The organism is Brevundimonas poindexterae (assembly GCF_020524625.1).
Taxonomy (GTDB): Bacteria; Pseudomonadota; Alphaproteobacteria; order Caulobacterales; family Caulobacteraceae; genus Brevundimonas; species Brevundimonas poindexterae_A.
In genome coordinates, this window is record NZ_JAIVLL010000001.1 from 901,121 (window position 1) to 919,829 (window position 18,709).

At 69.9% G+C, this 18,709-nt stretch carries 18 protein-coding genes; 10 read left to right on the forward strand and 8 right to left on the reverse strand.

Going from position 1 to position 18,709, the window contains the following annotated elements:
- Positions 1-57: 57 nt before the first annotated feature.
- The 4 genes from LC068_RS04755 to lpxK are packed head-to-tail and all read left to right on the forward strand — an operon-like array spanning position 58 to position 4,878.
- Positions 58-1,899, forward strand: a complete 1,842-nt coding sequence (locus LC068_RS04755) for an ABC transporter ATP-binding protein (protein WP_226634951.1) — start codon at positions 58-60, stop codon at positions 1,897-1,899.
- On the forward strand, positions 1,896-2,582 hold the full coding sequence (locus LC068_RS04760; protein WP_226634953.1) for a lysophospholipid acyltransferase family protein: 687 nt from the start codon (positions 1,896-1,898) through the stop codon (positions 2,580-2,582). Before LC068_RS04755 ends, LC068_RS04760 begins: the two co-directional genes overlap by 4 nt.
- Positions 2,583-2,584: 2 nt before the next feature.
- Complete coding sequence (locus tag LC068_RS04765) at positions 2,585-3,871, forward strand: 3-deoxy-D-manno-octulosonic acid transferase (protein ID WP_226634955.1); 1,287 nt, start codon at positions 2,585-2,587, stop codon at positions 3,869-3,871.
- Positions 3,868-4,878 (forward strand): tetraacyldisaccharide 4'-kinase, encoded by a 1,011-nt coding sequence (gene lpxK, locus LC068_RS04770; protein WP_226634957.1) that lies wholly within the window; start codon positions 3,868-3,870, stop codon positions 4,876-4,878. The genes LC068_RS04765 and lpxK overlap by 4 nt, the downstream gene beginning before the upstream one ends.
- Here lpxK and LC068_RS04775 read toward each other — a convergent pair whose 3' ends face one another.
- Positions 4,879-5,319: a hypothetical protein gene (locus LC068_RS04775; RefSeq protein ID WP_226634959.1), complete on the reverse strand. Its 441-nt coding sequence runs from the start codon at positions 5,317-5,319 to the stop codon at positions 4,879-4,881.
- Complete coding sequence (locus LC068_RS04780) at positions 5,319-6,647, reverse strand: metal-dependent hydrolase family protein (protein WP_226634961.1); 1,329 nt, start codon at positions 6,645-6,647, stop codon at positions 5,319-5,321. Before LC068_RS04780 ends, LC068_RS04775 begins: the two co-directional genes overlap by 1 nt.
- Positions 6,648-6,773: 126 nt before the next feature.
- On the opposite strand from LC068_RS04780, the gene LC068_RS04785 reads away from it, so the two are divergent.
- The gene (locus LC068_RS04785) at positions 6,774-7,466 is read left to right on the forward strand and encodes a murein L,D-transpeptidase catalytic domain-containing protein (RefSeq protein ID WP_226634963.1); all 693 of its coding nucleotides are present in this window, start codon (positions 6,774-6,776) and stop codon (positions 7,464-7,466) included.
- A gap of 146 nt (positions 7,467-7,612) precedes the next feature.
- Here the strand turns inward: LC068_RS04785 and LC068_RS04790 are convergent, their stop codons facing one another.
- Together LC068_RS04790 and aceA are read right to left on the reverse strand one after the other, a co-directional pair.
- Positions 7,613-7,822 carry a hypothetical protein gene (locus LC068_RS04790; protein WP_209116798.1) on the reverse strand — a complete coding sequence of 70 codons (210 nt, stop codon included), beginning with the start codon at positions 7,820-7,822 and terminating at the stop codon, positions 7,613-7,615.
- 14 nt (positions 7,823-7,836) lie between these two features.
- Entirely contained in the window at positions 7,837-9,117 is a 1,281-nt protein-coding gene (gene aceA, locus LC068_RS04795; protein WP_226634965.1) for an isocitrate lyase, read from the reverse strand.
- A 158-nt stretch (positions 9,118-9,275) separates the two neighbouring features.
- Between aceA and LC068_RS04800 the strand changes: the two genes are divergently transcribed.
- Entirely contained in the window at positions 9,276-10,700 is a 1,425-nt protein-coding gene (locus tag LC068_RS04800) for a helix-turn-helix domain-containing protein (protein ID WP_226634967.1), read from the forward strand.
- 4 nt (positions 10,701-10,704) lie between these two features.
- Positions 10,705-11,340, forward strand: coding sequence for a YoaK family protein (locus LC068_RS04805; protein ID WP_226634969.1), 636 nt, complete (start codon positions 10,705-10,707; stop codon positions 11,338-11,340).
- Positions 11,341-11,374: 34 nt separating this feature from the next.
- On the opposite strand, the gene LC068_RS04810 is transcribed toward LC068_RS04805, so the two are convergent.
- Positions 11,375-11,956: a hypothetical protein gene (locus LC068_RS04810; protein ID WP_226634971.1), complete on the reverse strand. Its 582-nt coding sequence runs from the start codon at positions 11,954-11,956 to the stop codon at positions 11,375-11,377.
- Between the two features lie 109 nt (positions 11,957-12,065).
- On the opposite strand from LC068_RS04810, the gene LC068_RS04815 reads away from it, so the two are divergent.
- Positions 12,066-12,566, forward strand: a complete 501-nt coding sequence (locus LC068_RS04815; protein WP_226634973.1) for a hypothetical protein — start codon at positions 12,066-12,068, stop codon at positions 12,564-12,566.
- A 20-nt stretch (positions 12,567-12,586) separates the two neighbouring features.
- Here LC068_RS04815 and LC068_RS04820 read toward each other — a convergent pair whose 3' ends face one another.
- Both LC068_RS04820 and LC068_RS04825 read right to left on the reverse strand, forming a co-directional pair.
- Positions 12,587-14,020, reverse strand: coding sequence for a hypothetical protein (locus tag LC068_RS04820; protein ID WP_226634975.1), 1,434 nt, complete (start codon positions 14,018-14,020; stop codon positions 12,587-12,589).
- 66 nt (positions 14,021-14,086) lie between these two features.
- Entirely contained in the window at positions 14,087-15,076 is a 990-nt protein-coding gene (locus LC068_RS04825) for a helix-turn-helix transcriptional regulator (RefSeq protein ID WP_226634977.1), read from the reverse strand.
- Positions 15,077-15,181: 105 nt separating this feature from the next.
- Between LC068_RS04825 and LC068_RS04830 the strand changes: the two genes are divergently transcribed.
- Both LC068_RS04830 and LC068_RS04835 read left to right on the forward strand, forming a co-directional pair.
- A complete protein-coding gene (locus LC068_RS04830) occupies positions 15,182-15,427 on the forward strand; it encodes a hypothetical protein (RefSeq protein ID WP_226634979.1) in 246 nt (81 codons plus the stop codon).
- Between the two features lie 69 nt (positions 15,428-15,496).
- A complete protein-coding gene (locus tag LC068_RS04835; protein ID WP_226634981.1) occupies positions 15,497-17,002 on the forward strand; it encodes a sulfotransferase family protein in 1,506 nt (501 codons plus the stop codon).
- Positions 17,003-17,012: 10 nt separating this feature from the next.
- On the opposite strand, the gene LC068_RS04840 is transcribed toward LC068_RS04835, so the two are convergent.
- Positions 17,013-18,704 (reverse strand): alkaline phosphatase D family protein, encoded by a 1,692-nt coding sequence (locus LC068_RS04840; RefSeq protein WP_226634983.1) that lies wholly within the window; start codon positions 18,702-18,704, stop codon positions 17,013-17,015.
- Between the last annotated feature and the right edge of the window lie 5 nt (positions 18,705-18,709).

Consider the following 18,709-nt stretch of genomic DNA (forward strand, 5'->3'; position numbering starts at 1 on the left):
CCAATGCAATTTCGCCAGACGCTTGACTTGCCCGGGGCATCAGACGACCGAGAGGGCATGTCCGCGCCCGTCGCACCCGCCGCTTCCGAGACCCGGAAACCCGCCCGCCCGCTTCTGGGCCGGGTGTGGCGGGACTATCTGTCCCGGCACAACGGGGCGCTGGGCCTGTCACTGGTCTGCGCGGCCGTCGTCGGGATCATGGCGGCCACGGTGCTGCAGTTGCTGGAGCCGGCCATCGACGGCCTGTTCCTGGGCAAGCCCGTGACGATCTGGGGCGTGGTCACCGTGCCGCCCGACCGGGCGCTGGTCGGCATTCCGGCCATCATCATCGGGGCCGGGCTGATCTGGACGATCGCCGCCCTGGGACAGGCGGCGCTGGTCAACCGGCTGGGCCACGGCATCGTCGGCGACATCCAGGTCAAGCTGTTCGGGGCCATGATCCGGGCCGATCTGGCGCGGCTGCGGTCGCAGCATTCGGGCGGCTTTGTCTCGTCGGTGCTGTTCGATGCCAATCTGGTGCGGGAAGCCTTCACCAACGGCATGGTCAACTATACCCAGCACGGCCTGACCCTGATCGCCGTGATCGCCTATATGGCCTGGACCGACTGGCGGCTGACGCTGATCGTGCTGCTGGGCGCGCCGCTGATCGCCTTTGTCATCCGGCGCTTCGGCAAGCGCATGCGGAAGGCCACGACGGGGGCCATGGTCGAGACCAGCAATCTGTCGACGGCGCTGATGGAGAATCTGGACGGGGTCCGGCTGATCAAGCTGGAGAACCGCGAGGATGCCGAACAGGCGCGGGTGGGCGAGGTCGTGGCCCGGCGCCAGCGCCATGTGATCAAGAGCGCGGACTCGCGCGCCTTTGCCGGACCGCTGTCGAATCTGGTGGCCATGATCATCGTCGCCACCGTCATGGCCTATGCCGGGTGGCAGGCGCGTCAGGGCGGTATGACCGTCGGGGCCTTTGCCGCCTACATCGGCCTGTTGATGGCGGCGGGTCAGTCCCTGCGTCAGGTGACCAATCTGCAGACCGTCATGTCCGAGGGGCTGACCGCGGCATCGCGCCTGTTCGAGGCGCTGGATATCGAGCCCGAGATCCGCGAGGCGCCGGATGCCGCGCCCCTGCCCCACGGGCCGGTGACGGTCGCTCTGGAGGGGGTGTCGTTCGCCTACGGTCCGCTGGAGGCGGGCAGCGCGCCGACCCTGTCCGGGGTCGATCTGGTCGTGCGGCCGGGCGAGACGGTGGCGCTGGTCGGGCCGTCGGGCGGCGGCAAGAGCACGATCCTGAGCCTGCTGCCGCGCTTCTATGATGTGACGGCGGGTCAGGTGACCGTGAACGGGCGCGATATCCGCGCGCTGAAGCTGACCGATCTGCGCGACCGGATCGCGCTGGTCACGCAGGAGCCCTTCCTGTTCGACGATACGCTGGCGGCCAATATCGCCTATGGCCGGCCCGGCGCCTCGCAGGACGAGATCGAGGCCGCGGCCCGGGCGGCGGCCGCGCATGAGTTCATCACCGCCCTGCCCGACGGCTATCAGACCCGGGCCGGGGAAGCCGGCCTGCGCCTGTCGGGCGGTCAGCGGCAGCGGGTGGCGATCGCCCGCGCCTTCCTGAAGGACGCGCCGATCCTGTTGCTGGACGAGGCGACCAGTGCGCTCGACACCGAAAGCGAGGCGCTGGTGCAGGCCGCGCTGGAGCGGCTGATGAAGGGCCGGGCCACCCTGATGATCGCCCACCGGCTGTCGACCGTGCAGAATGCCGACCGCATCTATGTGATCTCGGCGGGCCGGGTGGTCGAGCAGGGCCGTCACGCCGACCTGGTGGCGCAGAAGGGGCTGTATGCCCGCCTCGCCCGCAGTCAGGCGCTGGACGGGCAGCCGGCGGAGACCCCGGCGTGAGGCCGCTGCGCAATCCGGTGATCCAGGGCCTGCTGGCCTGGCTGCTGGCGCGGTGGATGGCCTTCTGCTTTGCCACCATCCGCTGGACCCATGAGGATCAGGACAAGGCCGAGGCGGTCTGGGCAAAGGGTGGCGGCGCGCTGGCGGTGTTCTGGCATTCGCGCATCGCCCTGTCGCCCGCGTGCTGGCCGCTGGAGCGGGCCCAGCCGGCCAAGGCCCTGATCTCGCTGTCGGCCGACGGACAGTTCATCGCCCGCGCGGTCGCCCGGCTGGGCTTTCCGGCCATTCGCGGATCGTCGTCGAACAAGGACAAGGCCAAGCAGGCCAAGGGTGGGACCCAGGCCCTGCGCGACGGGCTGAAGCAGCTGAAGGTCGGGGCGCTGGCCATCACGCCCGACGGCCCGCGTGGACCGGCCCGGGAGATGGCGCAGGGCCTGCCGCTGCTGGCGAAACTGTCCGGAGCGCCGGCGCTGTTCATCGGCCTGTCGTGCAAGCCGGCGATCCGGCTGGGAACCTGGGACCGGGCGCTGGTGCCCCTGCCCTTCGGCAAGGGCGCGATCGTCTGGGACCTGGCCCACTGGCCCGAGGACGGCGACATGGAGGCGGTGACCGCCGACTGGACCGAGCGGCTGACCGCCGTCGAGGCGCGGGCGGACGCAATCACCGGTCTGGAGCGGGTCTGACCGTGAGCCTGCTGCTCGGCACCTATCGCCTGCTGACCCGGCTGTTGCAGCCGCTGGCGCCCCGGGTGCTGGAGGGGCGGGCGCGCAGGGGCAAGGAGGATCCGGCTCGGCTGGGCGAGCGGCTGGGCCAGGCCGGGGTCGCGCGGCCGGACGGGCCGCTGGTCTGGATGCATGCGATCAGCGTGGGCGAGAGCCTGTCCCTGCTGCCGGTCATCGCCCTGTTGCGTGAACGGCGTCCGGACCTGTCGGTACTGGTGACGACCGGCACCCTGACCTCGGCCCGGATGATGACCCAGCGGCTGCCCGAGGGGGTGATCCACCAGTATGCGCCGGTCGACACGCCGGGGGCCGTGGCCGGGTTTCTGGACCACTGGCGGCCCTCGCTGGCCCTGTTCGTCGAGAGCGAGCTGTGGCCGAACCTGATCCTCGAGGTGCAGGAGCGGGGCGTTCCCCTGATGCTGGCCAGCGCGCGGATCACGGCACATACGGCCGAGGGCTGGAAGAAGCGCCCGGCGTCGGCGAGGGCGCTGCTGGATGCCTTTGCCCGCATCCTGCCGCAGGACGAGGCGTCGGCCGGACGTATTCGCGCCCTGGGCGGCCGGGACGACGGGCGGGTCAATCTGAAGCTGGTGGGGGCGCCCCTGCCGTTCGACCGCAAGGCGTTTGACCGGCTCAGCCAGGCCATCGGCGACCGGCCGGTCGTGGTGCTGGCCAGCACCCATGACGGCGAGGAAGCCGCGCTGGTCCAGAGGCTGGCGACGCTCGATCCCCTGCCCTTCCTGATCGTCGTACCGCGCCACCCCGAGCGCTCGGGCACGATTCAGGCTGATATGGCGGCGCTGGGCCTGGCGGTCGCGGTGCGGTCGCGGGGCGAGATCCCCGGCCCCGACACCCGGGTCTATCTGGCCGACACCCTGAACGAGATGGGCCTGTTCCTGAGGCTGGCCGAGGTGGTGGTGCTGGGCGGCGCCTTCGGTCCGCTGATCGGTCAGGGACCGGTGGGCGGCCACAATCCGCTGGAGCCCGCGCGGCTGGCGCGACCGACCCTGACCGGGCCGGACATGAGCAACTGGAGCATCGCCGGAGCGATGGTCGAGGCCGGCGGACTGGAGATGCTGACGGACCTGTCGCAGTTGGCGCCCCGGGTGGCGGCGTTGCTGGCCGACCCGGATCAGGCGCGTCAGATCGGGCGACAGGCCGAGCAGGCCGCAGCCAGCGCCGACGGCGGGCTGGAGCTTCTGTGGCAGGCGATGGCGCCGCTGCTGCCCCCTGCCGGAGGCCGCCGATGAAGATCTCGACCCCGCGCTGGTGGTACCGCCGCGACCGCAAATATGGCGTGCTGCCCCGGATGCTGCTGCGGCCGGTCTCGTGGATCTGGGCGGCGGCGACCGCGCGGCGGATGGCCCGGACCGTGCCGCACGACCCGGGCGTGCCGGTGATCTCGATCGGCAATCTGACGGTCGGCGGGTCGGGCAAGACGCCGGTGGCGCTGGCCCTTCTGGAGCGGTTGAAGGCGCGGGGGGTGGCGGCCCATGCCCTGTCGCGCGGCTATGGCGGAAAGCTGGAAGGGCCCGTTCAGGTCGACCCCGCCGCACACACAGCGGAAGACGTGGGCGACGAACCGCTGATGCTGGCGCAGGTCGCGCCCGCCTGGATCGCGCGCGACCGGGCGGCCGGCGCCGACGCGGCCGTGGCGGGCGGGGCCGAGGCGCTGGTGCTGGACGACGCCCACCAGAACCCGACACTGGCCAAGACCCTCAGCCTGATCATCGTTGACGGCGAGACCCGCGATGACGAATGGCCGTTCGGTGACGGGGCGGTGTTTCCATCCGGCCCCATGCGCGAGCCGCTGGCGACGGGGCTGGCCCGGGCCGATGCCGTCGTCATCCTGATGCCCGCCGACCTTGAGACCCCCGATCCGGAGCTGGTGGCGACCTTCGGCGCCCTGCCGGTGCTGATCGCGCGACTGGAGCCCGCCGCCCCTCCCCCCGCCGGGCCGCAGATGGGCTTTGCCGGCATCGCCAAGCCGTGGAAGGTCGAGCGGTCGCTGAAGGCCGCCGGCTGCGACCTGGTCGACTTTGCTCCCTTCGCCGACCACGCCGCCTATTCCGAAGGCGAGCTTCAGGCCCTGGCCGAGCGGGCGGCGGTGTTCCAGGCCGGTCTGGTGACGACCGAGAAGGACTGGGTGCGCCTGCCCCCCGAATGGCGTGACCGGGTCAGCGCCTGGCCGGTGCGGGCCCGCTTCGAGGACGCGGCGGCGCTGGATGCCCTGCTGGCCCGGGCCTGCGGCGGCTGATCAGCGCAGATCGTCGAAGACGATCGTAAACTCCGGCAGGGAGAGTTCGCGGACACGCGCGTCGAACTCCGCCTGGTCGAACGGGCCGAACACGTCGGGCCGTGATGCCGGATCGGCTTCGTCGGGGCTGCGCTCCACGACATAGTATTCGGTGACCGCCTTGTTCAGCGGCTCGGAGAAGACCGACGGATGTCGGGCGATCACCAGATAGCGGTCGTTCGCTCCGGCCGCGAAGACCGTACGATCCGGCAGTCCGTCACCCGAACAGTTGCCCCCCTCCAGCGAGCGGCATACGGTCATGTCCTCGCGCGTATCCACCGCGACGAGCCGGTAGGGACCTGCGAGCGGCTGGTCGTGCACGAAGCCGAAGGCCTCAAAGAGGCAGGATGAGAGGGCGACGGACATCGCAATGGCCAGCATCGCCCGAACGGCGCTCCTCATCAGCGGTCGTCCCGGTACACCACCCCGCCCTTCATGACGAAGGTGACGTGTTCGAGGACGGTGACGTCGGCCAGCGGGTCGCCGCGGACGGCGATCAGGTCGGCGGGCATGCCGGGGGCGATGCGGCCGGCCTGATCGGCGATGCCGAGGTGTTCGGCGGCGTTGACGGTGGCGGTCTGGATGGCCTCCAGCGGGGTCAGGCCGGCGCGGACCAGCAGGGCGAACTCCTGCGCATTGTCGCCGTGGGCCGAGACGCCCGAGTCGGTACCAAACGCGATCCGGACGCCGCCGCGATGGGCGCGACCCGCCATGTCGAGCATGAGGGGACCGGCCTGCAAGGCCTTTTCCGTCTGGGCCGGGGTGAAGAAGTTGTCGGGCCCCGAGGCGACGCGGGCGACATAGTCCCCGGCCATCAGGGTCGGGACCAGCCAGGCGCCGCCGTCGCGCATCAAGCGGATCGACTCGTCGTCGAGGTAGGTGCCGTGCTCGATCGAGTCGCCACCGGCGCGCAGGAAGGCATTGATGCCGTCGGCGCCGTGGGCGTGGGCGGTGACCTGACGGCCCATGCGGTGGGCGACCTCGACGATGGCGGCCAGCTCATCCTCGGTGAACTGCTGGCCCAGTCCGGCGGCGGTGTTGGACAGGACGCCGCCGGTGGCCGTGATCTTGATGATGTCCGCGCCGGAGCGGACCTGTTCGCGGACGGCCCGCATGCAGTCGTCGGGCCCCGAGCAGATGCTGGGCGAGGACAGGACGTGCAGGATGTCGTCGCGATAGCCATTGGCATCGCCATGGCCGCCGTGGACCGAGACCGACGACCCGGCAGCGATGATGCGCGGCCCGGCCACGTCGCCGCGGCGGATGGCGTCGCGCAGGGCAAAGACCGCCTCGTTCGGGCCGCCCAGATCGGCCACGGTGGTGAAGCCGGCCATCAGTGTCAGCCGGGCGTGGCGGACGCCGATCATGGCGCGGTCGGAGGTCGACAGGGTGACGGCATCCAGTCGACCGGTGGGGCTCTGCTGGCTGGTCAGATGCACGTGGCTGTCGATCAGGCCCGGCAGGACGAAGGCGTCACGCAGGTCGATGATGCGGCCCTGCTGGCCCTCACCGACGAAGCCGTCGCGGATTTCGACCACGCGCCCGTCCGTAATCACCAAAGTTTTATCCGTAAGAATTCTGCCAGTTCCCGGATCGGCCAGCATCCGGCCGACCTGCACGAACGTCGTTCCCCCATCGGGCGAAAGATCAGCCGGTGTCGTCGCTTGCTGGGCGGCGCCCGGCAGGGCCGACAGTAGATACAGCCCCAGAGCCATCAGGAATGTGCGCATGGTCCCCTCCCCGGTATGCGATTTGCACCATAGGCTCCTGTCAGGTTTCGCCAAGGCTCAGGTTGCTATGGCCGTATGGATTTGAAACAACCGGACATCATCGTTGAACCGCAAACAGGGCGTCATATGCGGATATCGAGACGAGGACTGATCCTGGGCGGCTCGGCCCTGATGGCCGGATGTTCTTCCGCCGTCAGCCAGACCGCCGACCTGGCCACGCCGCTGGTCATGCCGACCCCGGCCCCCGCGCCGGTCGTCGACACCGCCAGCCTGGTGCAGCTGGACCCCGCGCCGCTCGATCCCCGGGGCCTGGTCCGCAAGGAAGTCATGGACCGCGCCATGGCGGCGCTGGACATCCACCACCGCAAGATCCCGCAGCGCGACCGCATGTATCTGGTCGACTTCAAGGTGCACTCCTCCCTGCCGCGCCTCTATGAGGTCGATCTGCTGGCCGGCACGGTCACCGCCATGCGCACCAGCCACGGCCGGGGTTCGGACCCCGAGCACACGGGCGTGCCGCGCGCGTTCTCGAACACGCCGGACAGCTATATGTCGTCGGTCGGGTCCTATGTGACGGCCGGTGCGAGCTCGGGCCCGCAGCAGGGCCCCAATGTGCTGCTGGACGGTCTGGAGTATTCGAACGACAAGGCGCGCGAACGGGCCATTATCGTGCACGGCGCCGACTATGCCGACCCGGACTTCCTGGAGCGCGAGGGCAAGCTGGGCCGGTCGTATGGCTGCTTCTCGGTGGCCCACGCCGACCTGCCGGCCCTGCGCGAGCGGATGGGCGAAGGGCGGCTGCTGTTCGCCTTCAGCTAAAAGATCCTCCCCCGTCCTTCACGGGGGAGGGGGACCGCCCGAAGGGGGGTGGAGGGGGCGACCTCTACCCGTCGGCGTCCGGTTTCCGCCCCCTCCACCACTCCGTGGTCCCCCTCCCCCGAAGCTTCGCGTCGGGGGAGGATCAGTCATTCATACCCGTGGGCGGCTTCGTTGATGACCTGCGAGGGCATGTTGGAGAAGTCGACGGCCACGGGGGCCGCCAGCTTGGCCTGAAGCGTGCGGATGACGTGGGTCATCCGGCGGCGCACCTCGCGCTCGGCTTCCGAGCCCGTGTCGAGGCTGAGCGGGGCGAGGCAGAAGTCGATGATGCCGTCGGTGGATTTGATCGGTTCCATGGTGGGGTCCTTCCTTATTCGGCGGCGACGAACTGGGCGGTTTCGGTCGAGTCCTTGAGCGCCGTGGTCGAGGACTGTCCGTTCGAGATGACGGTGGCGACCTGGTCGAAGTAGCCGGTGCCGACCTCGCGCTGGTGACGGGTGGCGGTGTAGCCGGAGGCCTCGTTGGCGAATTCGCGCTGCTGGAGCTCGGAATAGGCCGCCATGCCGCGGTCGCGGTAGCCCGAGGCCAGCTCGAACATGCCGTTGTTGAGGCTGTGGAAGCCCGCCAGGGTGACGAACTGAAACTTGTAGCCCATGGCGCCCAGCTCGCGCTGGAACCTGGCGATGGTCTCCTTGTCCAGCTTGGCTTCCCAGTTGAAGGAGGGCGAGCAGTTGTAGGCCATCAGCTTGCCGGGGTGCGCCTTCTGGATGGCCTCGGCGAACTTGCGCGCATCGTCGAGGTCGGGGTGGGAGGTCTCCCACCACAGCAGGTCGGCGTATTTGGCGTAGTTCAGCCCGCGCGCGATGCAGTGGTCGAGGCCGGTGCCGGGCTTGAGGCGGAAGAAGCCCTCGGGCGTGCGATCCTCGCGATTGATGAAGGGGTGGTCGCGCTCGTCAACGTCCGAGGTGATCAGCTGGGCCGACTCGGCGTCGGTGCGGGCGACGGTGATCGTGGGCGTGCCCATGACATCGGCGGCCAGACGGGCGGCGACCAGATTGCGCTCGTGCGCCTGGGTCGGGATCAGCACCTTGCCGCCCAGATGGCCGCACTTCTTCTCACTGGCCAGCTGGTCCTCGAAGTGGACGCCGGCGGCGCCCGCCTCGATGAAGGCCTTCATGATCTCGAAGCTGTTTAGCGGCCCGCCGAAGCCGGCCTCGGCATCGGCGACGATCGGGGCGAACCACTCGCGCTTGGCCCCACCCTCGGCATGCTCGATCTGATCGGCGCGCTGCAGGGTGCGGTTGATGCGGCGGCACAGTTCCGGCGCAGCATTGGCGGGATAGAGCGACTGGTCCGGGTACATGGCGCCGGCGGTGTTGGCGTCGGCAGCGACCTGCCAGCCGGACAGATAGATGGCCTTGAGGCCCGCGCGGACCATCTGCATGGCCTGGTTACCGGTCACCGCGCCCAGCGCATTGATGTAGGGCTCGGTGTGCAGCAGCTCCCACAGGCGGTTGGCGCCGCGCTCGGCCAGGGTGTGGGTGATCGGCACCGAGCCGCGCAGGCGCAGGACATCCTCGGGCGTGTAGGGACGCTCGATCCCGTCGAAGCGGCCCTTGGGCGACGGCACCAGGTCAGCGAAAGTGGTCATGGGAATCCCCTCGTCTCGAATGCAGGCGGCGGTCGCCACCGGTTGCGAGGAAGGAAACACGCGACGGTCATGATTGATACATGCCGGCCCGTCGCATTATAGACAGTTTGTCACATCATGACACTTGCTCCTCGGTCATACTGTGACAGACTGCGGCCATGGCCGAGTCCTCTGATCGCAAGCTGTTTCTGGGGGGACGCCTCAAGCGGTTGCGGCGCGAGCTGGACCTGACGCAAACGGCCATGGCGGCCGATCTGGGCGTTTCGCCCAGCTATCTCAATCATATAGAGCGCAATCAGCGGCCGGTGACGGCGCAGCTGTTGCTGCGGCTGGCCGAGACCTATGACGTCGATCTGCGCGCCCTGAACCAGGGTGGAGTGGGCGAGGCCGAACTGGCCGAGGTGTTCGCCGACCCCCTGTTCGCTGGCATCAGTGTGCCGCGCCACGAGATGTTGCAGCTGGGCGAGGACCTGCCGGGGGCGGCCGAGGCCCTGATCCGTCTGTACCGCTCGCTGGCCGAGCAGCGTGGTCGCGCGCGGATCGAGGCCGAGCACGGCGGTATCGAGACGGGCACGCCGTCCGACTGGGTGCGGGACCATGTGCAGTCCCGGAACAACTATTTCGCCGAGCTGGATACGCTGGGCGAGGCGCTTCATGCCGCCCTGTTCGACCCGGCGGGCGGGGCCCACGACAGCTTTGAGGCGGCGGCGCGCGCCCGGCTGGTGGCCCGGCATCACCTGACCGTCCGGGTCATGCCGGCCGAGGTGATGGTCGAGTGGACGCGGCGGTTCGATCCGCACCGGCGGCGGCTGCTGCTGTCGGAGACGCTGGGGCCGTCGTCGCGGGCCTTTGCCGTCGCCTATCAGCTGGCCTTGAGCGAGCACGGGGCCGAGCTGGAGGCGATGACCGAAGCGGCGCGTCCCCCGGACGAGGCGACCCGGCGGCTGCTGAAGGTGTCGCTGACCAATACGCTCGCGGCCGCGACCCTGATGCCCTACGGCCCGTTTCAGGCGACGGCGGAGGATACCGCCTATGACCTCGGGCGGCTGACGGCGCGATTCGGCGTGTCGTTCGAACAGGCGGCGCACCGGCTGACCACCCTGTCGCGGCCCACGGCACGAGGGGTGCCCTTCTTCCTGATGCGGGTCGACCAGGCGGGCAATATCTCGAAACGCTATGCTTCCGGCGCCTTTCCCTTCTCGCGGTTCGGTGGAGCCTGCCCCCGCTGGCGGCTGCATTCGGCCTTTCGCACCCCGGGCCGGATCGTCACCCAGATCATCGAGACGCCGGAGGGCGGGCGCTGGTTCACCCTGGCGCGCACAGTCGACCGGCAGGGGCATGATGCCTTCACCGAAGGACAGGACCTGGCCATCGGCCTGGGGTGCGAGCTGAAGCATGCGCACCGGCTGACCTATGCCCGGGGGCTGGACCTGACCGCGCCCGAGGTCACGCCGATCGGCCCGGCCTGCCGGCTGTGCCTTCGCCACCCCTGCGCCGAACGCGCGGCCCCCCCGCTGGACCGGGCGCTGGCCGTCGACGACTGGACCAAGTCGGTCAGTCCCTATCCGTTCCAAGCGGGGTGAGGCCATGATCCAGCTCGACCCGCGCACCCGGATCATGGCCGGCTGTTTTTCCGCCGTTGCCGGGTTCGTCGATGTGATCGGCTTTCTGATGACCGGCGGTTTCTTCGTGTCGTTCATGAGCGGAAACTCGACCCGGCTGGGCGTGGGCCTTGAGGAAGGAAGCCGGGCCGCCGTGGTCGCCGGGGGGCTGATCCTGACCTTTGTGCTGGGCGTGATCGTGGGCGCCAGCGTCGGGCGGCTGGCCAGAGCGCACAAGGAACCGGCGACCCTCGCCCTCGTGACGGCGCTGTTGACGCTGGCGCTCGTCCTGCATTGGCTGGGGCTGGACATCCTCGCGGCGATCCCGCTGGCGCTGGCCATGGGCGCGCAGAACACGGTGTTTGCCGAGGACGGAGAGGTGCGCGTCGGACTGACCTATATGACCGGGACACTGGTGAAGCTGGGCAAGCGGATCACCGTGGCACTGTGGGGCGGGGAGCGCCTCGGCTGGGTGCCCTATCTGTTGCTCTGGCTGGGCCTTCTGGCGGGCTCGGTGCTGGGGGCGGCCGGCTTCGCCCAGTTCGGCGCCAATGCCCTGATCGCTCCGGTGCTGGCCATGCTGGCCCTGACGGGGGTGTCGGCAGCCGGCAGCAGGGGCTGAGCCGACAGAGTTTGAGTGTCAGGTTTCCCAAGTGTCAGGGGCCTCCCCGTTTCCGCAAACGTCTGCGTTCGGCGCGGTTCAGCGGGCGGGAGTCAGAGTCCGGCAAATCAGACTCCACTTTCTCCATATCCGGGGCGGCACGGGCGGCGCGCACGGCGGCCAGCTGGGCCTCGGCCGCGCGCATGACCGCCTGACTGGAGCGCAGGGCGTCGAGGCTCTGCTCATGGGCGGCACGCCTCCGGTCGGCAGCCTCGGCCCGGCCCTCGGCGACGGCCGTCGCCTTCAGCTGGGCATGGACCCGCGTCCAGCGCGCGGCGCCCGCCGCATCGCCCGCATCCAGCGCGGCGCAGATGCGGTGCCAGACCTTGTCGAGCGCGGTCCACATATCGTCGACTGGTGCGTCCAGATCGACCGGCGCGGGCGGCGGAAGGGGCGCAGCCCGGCGGGGATGGTCACGGCGCAGCCACCCCTCACGCGCGGCGCGCTGCCAGAAGGTCGACGGCGGCAGCGCCAGCTCGCGACAGACCATGGCGGCGGTCGACCCCGCCAGATAGGCCTCACGCGCGACGCTCCAGACGTCGTCGGGGGCGGAGGAAGAAGGAGCAGCCTGTGTCATGCCGGGGACGCTGGCACGCGGGTGCGTCAGAATCGGTCGGAGGGAGCGAGATGGACGCGCGGGGCTGCCTGTGGTGGAGTCGCCGGGGAAATTTGTGGCGGAGGTCACTATGGGACGACTGGCGAGTATCGCGGCAGCCCTGGTCTGTTTGGGCACGCCCCTCGCAGGGTGCGCGACACAGCCCTCGTGGAACATGCCTGTTGCCTCCCATCGATCCGACGTACGGCAGATCGTCGAGGAGATTGCGGCCCTTCCCGCCGGAAGGGCCAGCGGCCCCCGGCAGCAGGCACTGTTTGACCAGCTGATTGCCATGGGACCTGAGGCCGTCCCGGAACTCGTGGCCCTCATGGATGATCGACGCCCGTTGCCATGGTCGGTCCTTGCCCTCGAGAACGCGCCCGGTGCGTTTGAAGATGTGCGGCTCTACGGCCCCGATCTGATGGTCGACGCCCTAGCAGCCGTACTCAACCAGATCACAGGCGAGCATTTCGGCTTCATCTACAACGGGGGCACCGAGGCGGAGCGCGCAGCCACCGTCGCCGGGTGGCAGGAGCGATATGGGATTTCTGCAGGCCGCCCCGCCCCCATGACCGCGGAAGCGGTCCGCTAGCCGAGCCCCTTTTTCTGCCCCTACTCCAGAACCACCCTGCCCTCTTCCACGCGGTGGGGGACGCCGGCGGCGTGGAGCAGGTCGGCGAGGGCAGTGACGGGGTCGGGGGTGCCGGAGTCGAGGAAGACCTCGATACGGGCCCGCAGCGTCGGGTCGCCGGAGACGACGTCGAGGTGGTCCAGCCATTCGGCGCGGGTCAGGACGCCGTCCTCGCGGTTGGCGTCGATCAGGGGCCGGAGATAGTCAAACCAGTCGCCGCCGGTGGCGCGCTGCTGGGCGCGTTCGGCCACGAGGGCGAAGACAGCGCCGCAGGCGTAGAAGGCGCGGTGATCGCCCAGGGCAGCCGCGCCCTCGATCGGGCGGACGGCGAGGACGGCGCAGTCGTCGACCTCTTCCTGCAGCATGCCCAGCGCGTCGTAGGAGGGGTCGAGCGCCTTTGTGGCACGCACGGCCATCAGGTCGGCCCCGCCCTCAGTGATCCAGGAGTCGCGGGAGCGTTCATAGCGGACGGTCTGGCCCAGCCAGAAATGGGCGCTCTCATGGCCGATGAACCAGCGGATCTGGGCCTGGGACCGGGGCGAGGCCTCGACATTGCCGATGCCCTCGAAGCTCATGACGATCAGGCCGGGCAGGACGCTGCCGCTCATGCTCTGCAGGCCCGGGGTGGGGCCGCCCCAGCTGGCCATGATGGTCGGGCGGTCGGTCTGGCCGGGGCCGAGGCGGCGGGCGTAATAGTCCGCGACGCCGGGCGCCCAGCCCTCGATCTCTGTGCTGATCCAGGCGGGCAGCCGGGGATCGGCGACGGTGACGATCCGCTCGGCCTCCTTCATGCGGGTCTGGCCGAACAGGACGTACAGGGTGCCGTCCTCGGTCACGGCCTCGCGCCGGCGCTCGCCCTGGACCAGCACCGGGCCGCTGCGATCCCGCCAGGTGATGCGGGCGTTGCGGATGGCGATGTCCTGACCGTTCAGGTCCTCGGGCAGGTCGCGGGCGACCTCCAGCGACGGCAGGGCGAAGACATCGAAGGCCCCGGAGAACAGGGCGACCGAGCCGTCGGTGAAGGCCAGCACCGGATAGTCGGCCTCGAGATTATGATTGCGGGGGGCCAGTTGCAGCCGGACCTGACGGGGCACGGGACCGCCGTCGACGCTGCGCAGGACGTCGAGGTGGCCGACGCGTTCCAGCACCACACCGGGGGTGACGACGGTCCAGTCGGCCGGGCGCCAGGGCTGGCGCGACTCCATCAGCAGCGACGAGCGGATGAAGGCCCAGACGGGGGCGTCCTCGCTGAAGGTGTAGTCGACCGTCCATTGCTCGCCGTCGCGCGTGACGGACACATCGGCGCCGGGGATATCGGCCTCGGCGAGCGCGGCCGGGGCGAGCGGCGAAGTCGGGGCGCAGGCGCCCAGCGTCAGGAAGGCGGCCAGAGCCGTTGCGGCAGACAGCGTGCGCATGGAGGTCCCTCTCGATAGTGGGCGGCACCCTAGCGTTGCCATTGCCGGCGTCACCTTATGCTTTGGTCATGCTTGGGACGGATCGAGGGCCTGTTGGGCGGCCTCCAGCGCCTCGGCCATGGCGGTCCTGAGGCGGTCGGGGGCGAGGATGCGGACCTGATGGCCCCAGGTGAACAGGTGCCAGGCCAGTTCTCGCATGCCCGAGGCGGTGAAGCGGACGATCACCGAGCCGTCGGGCTGGTCCTCGAAGGACTGGGTCGGGTGCCAGCGCCAGGCGCGGGCCTCGTCCGCGCCCTCGGGCAGGACCCGCAGTTCCACCTGCTCGACCTCGTCCTGGTAGATGCCGAAGGAGCGCGAGGCGAAGGCCTGGAGGTCGAAGCCCTCGGGCGGGCGGGCGGTGCCCTCCTCGACAGTGATGGCGCTCATCCGGTCGAGCCGGAAGGTCTGGATGCGGCCGCTCTCGCGGTCGGCGGCGACCAGATAGTTGGCCCGGCCGAACATCAGGCCGCAGGGGGTGACGATGCGTCGCCGGGAGGGGGCGCCGGGGCGGCTGTAGACAAAGCCCAGCGGCCGCTCGGCCAGCACGGCGTGGCGGATGGGGGTCAGTTCGGCCTCGTCCGCCGTGGGGCGGGGGCCGGCCTGGACGGCGATGGTCTCGGCCCGGACGAGGGCCTCGAGGTCCGGGGCCAGACGGTTGAGGGTGGTCGAGCGCATGGCCGACTTGAGCTTGCGCTCCAGCGATTCCAGCGCCGAGGCCCGCGAGGGCTCGCCCGACAGCCGGAGGGCCGAGGCCGCCTTGGCCAGCTCGACCAGCTCACCGGCGGTCGGGGCCTGTTCAAAGGCCGACAGGCCGCCGCGGATGCGCCAGCGCTTGTGCGGCGGGTCGGACACCTCCTCGGCGGCGGGAAAGGTCATCAGCACCGCGTCGCGCATGCGTTCGGCCGTGCGGCGGCTGACGGCCAGATCACGGGCCATCTCGTCCAGCGACAGGCCTTCGGAGCTGGCGGCCATGCGACGCGCCAGGTCCAGAATCATCGCGGCCTTGTCGTGGCGCATGGGGGCTCCGGATTGATACGACCGTTTCTGACGTATGTGTGCGCCAATCTATCCTTGTCATCAAGCGCCGGAGCGATCCGGCCCCCGCCAACGAGGATCAGACCCATGTTCCAGTCCGCCCCCGCCGCCCGACCCACCCGCCTGGCCGACCGCTATCTGACCGTTCCGTGCGACGCGGAAGGGTGCAGCGATCTGGCGGTGATCTGGGACCGTCAGGAAGAGCAGGTCGTCGATGTGATCAGCCTGTCGGCCAGCGCCGGCTATACGGTCGAGGACCAGCTGTGGGACGAGGCCCACTGGACCCCCGGCATCAGCGACCAGCACGACTGGATCCCGGCCATGGCCGCCTGATCGGGGAGCATGCTTGCGATCCGGGGCCGGGGCCGCTAGCCCTCTGCGGCTTACGGAGGACAGACCTGCATGACGACGGCCCCCCAGGATGGCGCGCGACTGATCAATGAGGCCGTCGAGGCCTTCAAGGCCCGCGACCGGGATACGACCGCCGACAAGCTGTCGCGCGCGATCGCCGCCAATCCGCCGATCGGCACCAAATGGGCCTCGGTGTCCCGGCTGGCGGCGACGATGGGCGAGGTCTCGATCGCTCTGACGGCCGCACGCCGCAACATCGCCGCAGCGCCCACGCCGGAGTCGCGTCAGGCCTATGCCAATCTGCTGAGCCAGAACGGACGCTCGGAAGAAGCCCTGCGCGAGGCCCAGGCGCTGGTGCGCGAACGGCCGAACGATCCGGCGGCGCTGCATTTTCTGGCGACCTGTCAGGTGCAGTTCGGGGACAATGAAGCGGCGATCGCCAATCTGAGACGCATCCTGGACCTGCCGACCGTGGCGCTGGGGGCCGAGAACGCCTGGGCGGTGCTGGCCGGCATCAAGAAGTTCACGGCCGACGATCCGGACATTCCGGCCATGGAGGCCCTGGCCGCGCGGATCGGCCATGCCCCGGAGCGCCGGCTGAACCGGGTGGTGCTGCTGTATGCCCTCGGCAAGGCCTATGACGACACCGGCCAGACCGACAAGGCGTTCGCCGCCTTTGCCGAGGCGGGGCGTTTGCAGATGCCGGACAGCACCTTCAATGCCGACCAGTCAGACATGTTCGTCGATCAGGTGGTCAAGGGCTATGACCGCGCCTTCATCGACAGTCTGCCGAAGAGCGCCGTCGACAGCGACCGGCCGATCTTCATCCTGGGCCTGCCCCGGTCGGGCACGACCCTGGTCGAGCAGATTCTGGTCAGCCATTCGGCGGTGCACGACGGGGCCGAGGTCAATCTGTTCCGCCACGCGGCCATGTCGGTGCAGGGCTATACGCCCGATGCCGTCCGTGCCGCCTTTGCGCGGCCGGGCGGAGAGACTCTCGCCACGCGGATCGGCGCGGCCTATCTCCACCTGATGGACGAGCGGTTCGGCACCGAGGGCCGGGTGATCGACAAGACGCTCAACCAGACGCGGTTCCTGGGCCTGATCCACCAGTGCCTGCCCAATGCGAAATTCATCTGGCTGCGCCGGCATCCCGCAGGGATCGCCTGGTCCTGCTTCCGCACCCGGTTCGTGAAGGGCGCCGACTGGACCCGCTCGCTCACCGACATCGCCCGGCATTTCAAGGGCGAGGACCGGCTGCATGAGCACTGGACGAAGGTGCTGCCGCCCGAGACCCTGCTGACCGTGCCCTATGAGCAGCTGGTCGACGATCCGGACACCTGGATGCGGCGGATCCTCGACCATGCCGGACTGGAATGGGAAGATCAGGTGCGCGACTTCCACGCCACCGACCGGGCCGTGACCACCGCCAGCTTCGCCCAGGTGCGCCAGCCGCTCTATGCCTCGTCCAAGGCCGCGTGGAAGCGCTACGAGACGCACATGAAGCCGTTCTTCGACACCTATTACGGGCCGGGCGTCGACTACGACACGCCGTAGGGCGCGCCGGTCAGACTTCGGTCAGCGCGCCGAGGCCCCCCGTCTCGCGCGGGAGATGGTAGCGCTTGACCGGCTTCAGGTCGTACGGTTTGGCGAAGATCGTCGATACGCCCATCAGGGCCACCTCGGCGTGGTCGGGCGTCAGCGTCATCAGGACGAAGCCCTTTGACGCCTGATCGCAGAAGCGCACCTCGTCATTGACCATCGACAGGGCCAGGCCCAGCGGAATGCCACCCAGCGCATCGGCCGGGGACGGGCTGGACACGGCGCTGGTGCCGAACTCGACCGCGCGCCGCTGGCCGGCCTCGTCATGCAGCTCGTTCACCCAGAAGGCATGGCTGTCGCCCGCCAGCACGATCGGCTGGACACCGGCCTCGCGGAACAGGGCATACAGGCGCTCCCGTGCAGCGGGGAAACCGTCCCAAGCGTCGAGGTTGAAGGGCACGTCCAGCTTGAACAGGGCGATCAGGCTCTCGACCCGGGCCCGGATCTCGGGCTCCAGGCCGGCCAGCACGGCCTCGAGCTGGGCGGGCGGCATCAGGGTCGAGACGTCGGGGCCCCGCACCCGGGCCATCACCACCTGGTTGCCGAGAATCTGCCAGGGGCGGCCCTCGCTCCGCGAGCGGGTCAGTTCCTGCCTGAGCCAGGCGCGCTGGCCCGCGCCCAGCAGTTCGCGGGACGGATCGTTGCGCCGGGCCATGAAGGCCTCAAGGTCCGGGACGGGCGTGCCGTCGGAACCGGGCACGAATTCGAGATCGCCGTGGCTGAGCGGCGGGGTGCGCGCCATCAGACGGGTCTCGACCATCATCAGGCTGGCGAGATCGCCGAAGTCGAAGGTGCGGTTGATGGCTTCGGGCAGGGTGCCGGGCGCGGCCTCGCGGATGGGCATCCATTCGTAGTAGGCGCGCAGCGCCGCCGCCTTGCGCGCATCGAAGTCGCCCTCGGTCGCGGGCTGATGGTTCTCGGCCCCGTGCATCCAGGTATCGTTGGCAACCTCGTGGTCGTCCCAGACGCAGATGAAGGGCGCGCGGGCGTGCGCGGCCTGAAGGTCGGGGTCCGACTTGTACTGGGCATGGCGCAGGCGATAGTCGGCCAGGGTGACGATCTCGTGGGGCGGCTCGGGAATGCGGCCCAGCCGGCGACCGGTGGCCATGCCGTAGGCGCCATCCCCGGCGCCGTATTCGTAGATGTAGTCGCCGAGGTGGACGACGGCGTCCAGCGCCTCGAGGCCCGCAATGGCGTCATAGGCGTTGAACAGGCCGCCGGGGTGAAGCTGGCAGGAGACCACCGCCAGATCGAGCCGCGCGGTGGCCCCGACCGGCAGGGTGCGCGTCCGCCCGAGGGGGGAGGTCGCCTCGCCCACCCGGAACTGGAACCAGTAGTCGCGTCCCGGCTGGAGGTCCCCGGCCACGAGTTTGACGGTGTAGTCCCGGTCGGGCCCGGTCGTCAGGGTGCGGATCGTGGCATCGGAGAGGTCGGGCGAGGCGCCGATCGCCACGGCCACCGGCAGGGTGGCGTCGAAACCGGCGGGGGGCGTCACGCGCGTCCACAGCACGACCGAGTCGGGGGCCGGGTCCCCGCTGGCCACGCCATGGTCGAACCGCACATCGACCGCCGCAGCGGACACAAGATCGGGGGTCGTGGCACAGGACGCCGTCCCCGCCCCGAACAGGCCCAGAAGGCTGCGGCGGTCGATCTTCATGGCGG

Bases quoted from the DNA above. Each gene is read 5' to 3' on its own strand.
- LC068_RS04825 (WP_226634977.1), bottom strand. From the start codon at position 15,076: ATGCGCCACGACAAGGCCGCGATGATTCTGGACCTGGCGCGTCGCATG.
- lpxK (WP_226634957.1), top strand. From the start codon at position 3,868: ATGAAGATCTCGACCCCGCGCTGGTGGTACCGCCGCGACCGCAAATAT.
- LC068_RS04840 (WP_226634983.1), bottom strand. From the start codon at position 18,704: ATGAAGATCGACCGCCGCAGCCTTCTGGGCCTGTTCGGGGCGGGGACG.
- LC068_RS04810 (WP_226634971.1), bottom strand. From the start codon at position 11,956: ATGACACAGGCTGCTCCTTCTTCCTCCGCCCCCGACGACGTCTGGAGC.
- LC068_RS04790 (WP_209116798.1), bottom strand. From the start codon at position 7,822: ATGGAACCGATCAAATCCACCGACGGCATCATCGACTTCTGCCTCGCC.
- LC068_RS04785 (WP_226634963.1), top strand. From the start codon at position 6,774: ATGCGGATATCGAGACGAGGACTGATCCTGGGCGGCTCGGCCCTGATG.
- aceA (WP_226634965.1), bottom strand. From the start codon at position 9,117: ATGACCACTTTCGCTGACCTGGTGCCGTCGCCCAAGGGCCGCTTCGAC.
- LC068_RS04800 (WP_226634967.1), top strand. From the start codon at position 9,276: ATGGCCGAGTCCTCTGATCGCAAGCTGTTTCTGGGGGGACGCCTCAAG.
- LC068_RS04755 (WP_226634951.1), top strand. From the start codon at position 58: ATGTCCGCGCCCGTCGCACCCGCCGCTTCCGAGACCCGGAAACCCGCC.
- LC068_RS04820 (WP_226634975.1), bottom strand. From the start codon at position 14,020: ATGCGCACGCTGTCTGCCGCAACGGCTCTGGCCGCCTTCCTGACGCTG.
- LC068_RS04835 (WP_226634981.1), top strand. From the start codon at position 15,497: ATGACGACGGCCCCCCAGGATGGCGCGCGACTGATCAATGAGGCCGTC.
- LC068_RS04780 (WP_226634961.1), bottom strand. From the start codon at position 6,647: ATGCGCACATTCCTGATGGCTCTGGGGCTGTATCTACTGTCGGCCCTG.
- LC068_RS04830 (WP_226634979.1), top strand. From the start codon at position 15,182: ATGTTCCAGTCCGCCCCCGCCGCCCGACCCACCCGCCTGGCCGACCGC.
- LC068_RS04805 (WP_226634969.1), top strand. From the start codon at position 10,705: ATGATCCAGCTCGACCCGCGCACCCGGATCATGGCCGGCTGTTTTTCC.
- LC068_RS04815 (WP_226634973.1), top strand. From the start codon at position 12,066: ATGGGACGACTGGCGAGTATCGCGGCAGCCCTGGTCTGTTTGGGCACG.
- LC068_RS04775 (WP_226634959.1), bottom strand. From the start codon at position 5,319: ATGAGGAGCGCCGTTCGGGCGATGCTGGCCATTGCGATGTCCGTCGCC.